Below are 6,505 nucleotides of genomic sequence, written 5' to 3' on the forward strand. Positions count from 1 at the left end.
GACGTTTCTGATTTAAAATATCTAATTGGTATTGTATGTAGCTTTAGTTTTACTTATAGGTATTTTTACTTTGGAGCTAAAACCACTGAAAAAGTATAAACCAAAAAAGCATCCATTTCCAGATGCTTTTATAGTTGCTTTAGAGCAAAATCTTACAAACTTACCAAATCACCATCAGCATTTTTAGTCGCTAAATCAGATTTACCCATTAAGTAAATATCAACTTGACGTGCTGCTTCTCTACCTTCTGAAATTGCCCAAACAATCAACGATTGCCCTCTTCGCATATCTCCAGCGGCAAATATATTTGGAATATTTGTTTGATATTTCCCATAGCTTGCTTTGTAGTTAGAACGCACATCTCTGTCTAATCCTAATTTGTCTGCAATTGTGCTTTCTGGACCTGTAAAACCAAGTGCTAATAAAGCTAAATCACAATCCCATGTTTTTTCTGTACCTGCAATTTCAATTAATTTAGGACGTTCACCAGGAATCATTTCCCATTCTACATTCACCGTTTTTAAAGCCGTTAACTGACCTTTCTTATTCGTTACAAATTCTTTAGTATTTATAAGCCAGTTACGCTCCACACCTTCTTTATGAGAAGAAGACGTCTTCAATTGCAACGGCCAATATGGCCAAGGTGTTGCTGGTGAACGATGTCCTGGTGGCTTAGGCATAATCTCAAAATTAACTACCGATTTTGCACCTTGTCGATTAGATGTACCTATACAATCACTTCCTGTATCTCCACCTCCAATTACAATAACGTTCTTATCCGTTGCTAATATTTGATCTTTTATCTCTTGCCCGAAAACAACTTTAGTTTGTTGCGTTAAAAAATCCATAGCTTGAACTACTCCATCAGCATCAATACCTGGTGTTGGCAGACTTCGTCTTTCTGTTGCTCCTCCACAGAGTACAACAGCATCAAAAGCCTTTAGGTCTTCAACGTCATAATTCACTCCAACATTCACATTGGTTTTAAAAACAATACCTTCAGCTTCAAGAATCGCTAAACGACGATCTATGATGCCTTTTTCCATTTTAAAATTTGGAATTCCGTAACGCAATAAACCTCCAATAGCATCATCGCGTTCAAAAACAGTAACAGTATGACCTGCTCTATTTAGTTGCTGTGCTGCTGCTAAACCTGCTGGACCGGAACCTACAACTGCAATCGTTTTTTGGGTTCTTATTTTTGGTGGTTGTGGCTTAATCCAACCTTCTTTAAAAGCACGTTCAACTATATTTTTTTCAATATTTTCTATTGAAACTGGATCTTCAATAATACCTAATACACAAGCTTGTTCGCATGGAGCAGGACATAAACGCCCTGTGAATTCAGGAAAGTTATTTGTTGAATGTAGAATCCAAGAGGCTTTTTGCCATTCTCCTTGGTGTACCATATGGTTAAAATCTGGAATTAGATTACCAAGTGGACAACCACTATGGCAAAATGGAATTCCACAATCCATACAACGCGACCCTTGTTCGGTCATGTCCTTATCATTAAGCGGCACAGTAAATTCTTTGTAATGTTTTACACGATCCTTTACGGGCTTGTATGACTCATCTTTTCTTTCGAATTCTTTAAAACCTGTTACTTTTCCCATTTTATTCCTGCGAAAGCAGGAATCTCATCCTAACTTTCTAAATTTAATTTCTTTTACTTTAACTCTTCAAAACGATTTGATATTACGTGATCTCTAGCGCTTCAACCATTTGTTCCTCTGTCTCTAAACGTTTTAAAGCACGTTTGTATTCCGTTGGCATTACTCTCACAAAACTGCTCAAACTCGTTTCCCAATTTGCCAATAATTCTGCACCTCTTTGACTATTTGTATATTTTACATGGGTTGCAATTAATGACTTTAAATCATTTCCATCTTCTTCGGTAATAGCTTCAAATTCTATAGTTTCGGTATTACACAAACCGTTTACAAATTTGTTTTCTGGATCGTATACATAAGCTATACCTCCACTCATACCAGCTGCAAAGTTTCTACCTGTTTTACCAAGTACAACTACTTTTCCACCAGTCATATATTCACAGCAATGATCTCCAACACCTTCTACAACTGCTGTTGCACCAGAATTTCTTACTGCAAAACGTTCACCAGCAATTCCATTGATATAAGCTTGACCATCTACTGCTCCGAATAAGCAAACATTTCCAATAATGATATTATTTTCGGCTACGAAATCTGCTTTTGCAGGTTTCTTTACAATGAGTTTAGCTCCAGATAAACCTTTTCCTAAATAATCATTTGTATTTCCTTCTAACTTGAATGTTAATCCATGAGCTCCAAAAGCACCGAAACTTTGTCCTGCAGAACCTTCAAAATTGATATTCAAAGTATCTTCAGGTAAACCTAAATGACCATATATTTTTGAAATCTCGTTACTAACAATAGCTCCAACAGTACGATTTGTATTCTTAATCGGATATGCCAATGTCATTTGTTCTTTACGATATAAAGCACGATGTGAATCTTTTAGAATTTTAAAATCTAAAACATTATCTAAATTGTGCTCTTGCTTCTCGGTATTCTTTACTGGCATTTGGCTGTATTCTACTGGTCTATACAAAATTGAAGATAAATCTAAGCCTTTTGCCTTGTAATGCTTAATCGCTTTATTGGCATTAATCTTATGGGTTTGACCGACCATTTCTGCCATAGTTCTAAACCCAAGTTCTGCCATTATACTTCTCAATTCTTCAGCGATGTAGTAGAAGAAATTGATAACATGCTCTGGTGTACCTTTAAAGTTTTTACGCAATTCTTTATCTTGTGTTGCAATCCCAACAGGACATGTATTTAAATGACATTTTCGCATCATAATACAACCTGAAGCCACTAAAGGTGCTGTTGCAAATCCGAATTCTTCAGCTCCTAATAATGCTGCAATCGCAACATCTCTTCCTGTTTTTAATTGACCATCACATTCAACAACAATTCTACTTCTTAAGTTGTTAAGTACTAATGTTTGTTGTGCTTCAGCTAAACCAAGTTCCCATGGTAAACCAGCATGTTTCAGCGATGTTAAAGGTGAAGCTCCTGTTCCACCATCATAACCAGCTATTAATACAACATCTGCCTTTGCTTTTGCGACACCTGCTGCAATGGTTCCAACACCAACTTCTGAAACTAATTTTACATTAATTCTTGCTTCGCGATTCGCGTTTTTTAAATCGTAAATTAATTGTGCTAAATCTTCAATAGAATATATATCGTGATGTGGTGGTGGTGAAATTAAACCTACAAATGGTGTTGAATTTCTTGCTGCTGCAATCCATGGCAATACTTTTTCTCCAGGTAATTGACCACCTTCGCCAGGTTTTGCGCCTTGTGCCATTTTAATTTGAATCTCCTTCGCATTAGTTAAATAATGAGATGTGACTCCAAAACGACCAGAAGCCACTTGCTTTATTGCTGAATTTCTACTGTCTCCATTAACATCTGGTTGAAAACGCTTTCTGTCTTCTCCTCCTTCACCAGAATTGGATTTTCCTCCAATTCTATTCATTGCAATGGCTAAATTCTCATGTGCTTCTCGAGAAATTGAACCATAAGACATCGCTCCTGTTTTGAAACGTTTTACGATTTCTGTCCAAGGCTCGACCTCGTCTAATGGAATAGGATCGATATTATTAAATTCAAATAACCCTCGAATGGTCATTAAGTTTTCTGATTGCTCATTAATGGTTTTTGCATAAACATCATAACTCGCTTGGTCACTCAATCGCACCGCTTGCTGTAATTTCGCAACCGTAGTTGGGTTAAATAAATGCTTTTCTCCATTACGTCTCCATCTGTAATCTCCACCTATATTTAAGCCTAAACGTTTGTCGAGCACATTACTTGGATAAGCGTGTTGGTAACGTTTATCAATTTCTTTTTCAATTTCATATAGTCCAATACCTTCTATTCTCGAAGCTGTATAAGGGAAATATTTTTCGACAAATTGTGAATTGAAACCAACGATTTCAAATATTTGAGAACCTCTATATGAGCGTAATGTTGAAATTCCAATTTTGTTCATCACTTTTAGAATTCCTTTTCCGATCGCCTTGTTGAAATTATCAACCGCTTTTTGCTCATCCATATCAGTAATGAAGCCATCAGTAACTTGCATTCTGATAATTTCATTTACCATATAAGGATTTACTGCACTTGCTCCATAACCAAATAAAGTCGCAAAATGGTGTGGCTCACGTGGTTCTGCTGATTCTATTATAATATCGAAATAGGATCGCTTACGTAAACGATTCATCTGATGACTCACATAAGAACAGGCTAATAAAGCAGGAATTGGCGCAAACTCTTTATTCACTCCTCTATCAGATAAAATGATAATATTTGTTTTGCGTTCTAGTGCTTTTTCAATTTGTACAATAATGTTATCTAAAGCATCTTCAAGTCCATTAAGACCTTTATCTTTTTGATATAATAATTCAATGGTTTCAGCTTTAAAACCTTCAACAGAAATGTTTCTTATTTTATCTAAATCGTTATTCGAAATTACAGGATTCTGAATTTTCAGTTTTCTACATTGTCTTTCTGTGATGCTAAAAATATTTCTATCCTTTCCTAGAGACAGGCTAATATCTGTTACAATTTCTTCTCTAATGCCATCCAGAGGTGGATTTGTCACCTGAGCAAACAACTGCTTAAAGTAGTTTGAAATTAACTGTGGCTTATTCGACAAAACAGCTAAAGGCGTATCAATTCCCATAGAACCCAAAGCTTCTTTAGCCTTCTGTGCCATTGGTGTAATCACCTCCTGAATATCTTCGTATGTGTAATTAAATAAACGTTGTCTCGTTTTAATATCTAAAGTTTCAATAGGACAGGTTTCACCTGTATAAGGAATATCTTTTAAATGCAATCTTGTTTTATCTAACCAGTCTTGATATGGTCTTTCTCTAACAATTTTGCTTTTAATTTCTTCGTCGTTTATAATTCGACCTTGATTCATGTCTACTAAAAACATTTTACCAGGTTCTAAACGCCCATGACTTTCTACATCTTCTGGTGCAATTTCTACAACACCAATTTCTGAAGACATAATCAATTTACCACTTTTAGTGACCGTATATCTTGACGGTCTTAACCCGTTTCTATCTAATAAAGCTCCGATATAATTTCCATCTGTAAAAGGTACCGAAGCAGGTCCATCCCAAGGTTCCATAATGCAAGCATTGTACTCATAAAATGCTTTACGCTCTGGCGACATGGTTGCATGTTTTTCCCAAGCTTCAGGGATCATCATCATCATTACTTCTGGTAATGAACGACCAGTATGCGTTAACAATTCTACAACCATATCCATAGACGCAGAATCTGACTTTCCTGGTAATATAATTGGAAATAACTTATCTATTTGCGGACCAAAGACCTCACTTTTCATGATTTCTTCTCGTACTCGCATACGACTCACATTACCACGAAGTGTATTAATTTCCCCATTCTGACACATAAATCGGAATGGTTGCGCCAATTCCCAAGTTGGCATTGTATTGGTTGAAAAACGTTGGTGCACTAAAGCCAAGCGTGTTACTAAATCATCTTCTTGTAAATCTTTATAATATGGACCTATATCTTCAGGCATGATAATACCTTTATATATTAAAGTCGTTGTTGATAAACTAGACACATAGAAATAAGAGCTTTGCGACATCTTAGATTTCCTAATTGTATGCTCTGTTATTTTTCGTGCAGCATATAATTTTGCCTTAAAATCTGCTTCTGAGACTTCATTAGATTTTCCAACGAAGAGTTGTTCTATATTAGGTTCTGATGCTAAAGCTATTTCTCCTAGTTGTGTTGAATCTACAGGCACCTCTCTCCATCCTATTACAGACAATCCTTGTGCAATAATTTCTTTTTCGAAAGTGTCCTTGCAAAACTTGTATTGGTTTCTGTTTTTAGGCAAGAATACCATTCCAACAGCATACTTCCCTTTTACAGGAACTTTAAATCCGCAAACACGTTTGAAATATGCATGAGGAATATCTATTAACAAACCTGCACCATCACCAGTCTTACCATCAGAACTAACCCCACCTCGATGCTCTAATCTTACAAGAATTTCTAATGCATCGTGTATAATTTGATTCGTTTTTTCTCCTTTTAGATTACAGATAAATCCTGCACCACAATTTTCATGTTCAAATTCTGGTAAATAGAGTCCTTGTTTCTTCAGCATAATTCGGAAAATTTAAAGGGTTTTACGCCTTATTATCTCTCTAATATATACTGCAAAACTCGATTAAAAAAAAAGTCAGAACACTTTTCTCATATCAATAATTAAGAGCTTTCTAAATGAAAAATCCATAATTATAGTAAGATATATTACTAAATAGGTAATGAAAAAATCTTCAGCAAAACATCACTTTTATTGCGAAAACGATTGCGAAAACAACCAAGTATTAAAAATTATTTACCCAATTAGCAATTTCGATATGATTATTCAAAAATTATATTGTTCATATCTTAAA

2 protein-coding genes are annotated in these 6,505 nt (G+C 35.4%); both read right to left on the reverse strand.

Annotation, left to right across the window (positions count from 1 at the left end; genetic code table 11):
• Positions 1-152: 152 nt before the first annotated feature.
• On the reverse strand, positions 153-1,616 hold the full coding sequence (locus QZZ53_RS10450) for a glutamate synthase subunit beta (RefSeq protein WP_296384326.1): 1,464 nt from the start codon (positions 1,614-1,616) through the stop codon (positions 153-155).
• 82 nt (positions 1,617-1,698) lie between these two features.
• Positions 1,699-6,213 carry a glutamate synthase large subunit gene (gene gltB / locus QZZ53_RS10455; protein ID WP_296384328.1) on the reverse strand — a complete coding sequence of 1,505 codons (4,515 nt, stop codon included), beginning with the start codon at positions 6,211-6,213 and terminating at the stop codon, positions 1,699-1,701.
• Positions 6,214-6,505: the final 292 nt, after the last annotated feature.

It is taken from the genome of Winogradskyella sp., from assembly GCF_016744625.1.
Classification (GTDB): domain Bacteria; phylum Bacteroidota; class Bacteroidia; order Flavobacteriales; family Flavobacteriaceae; genus Winogradskyella.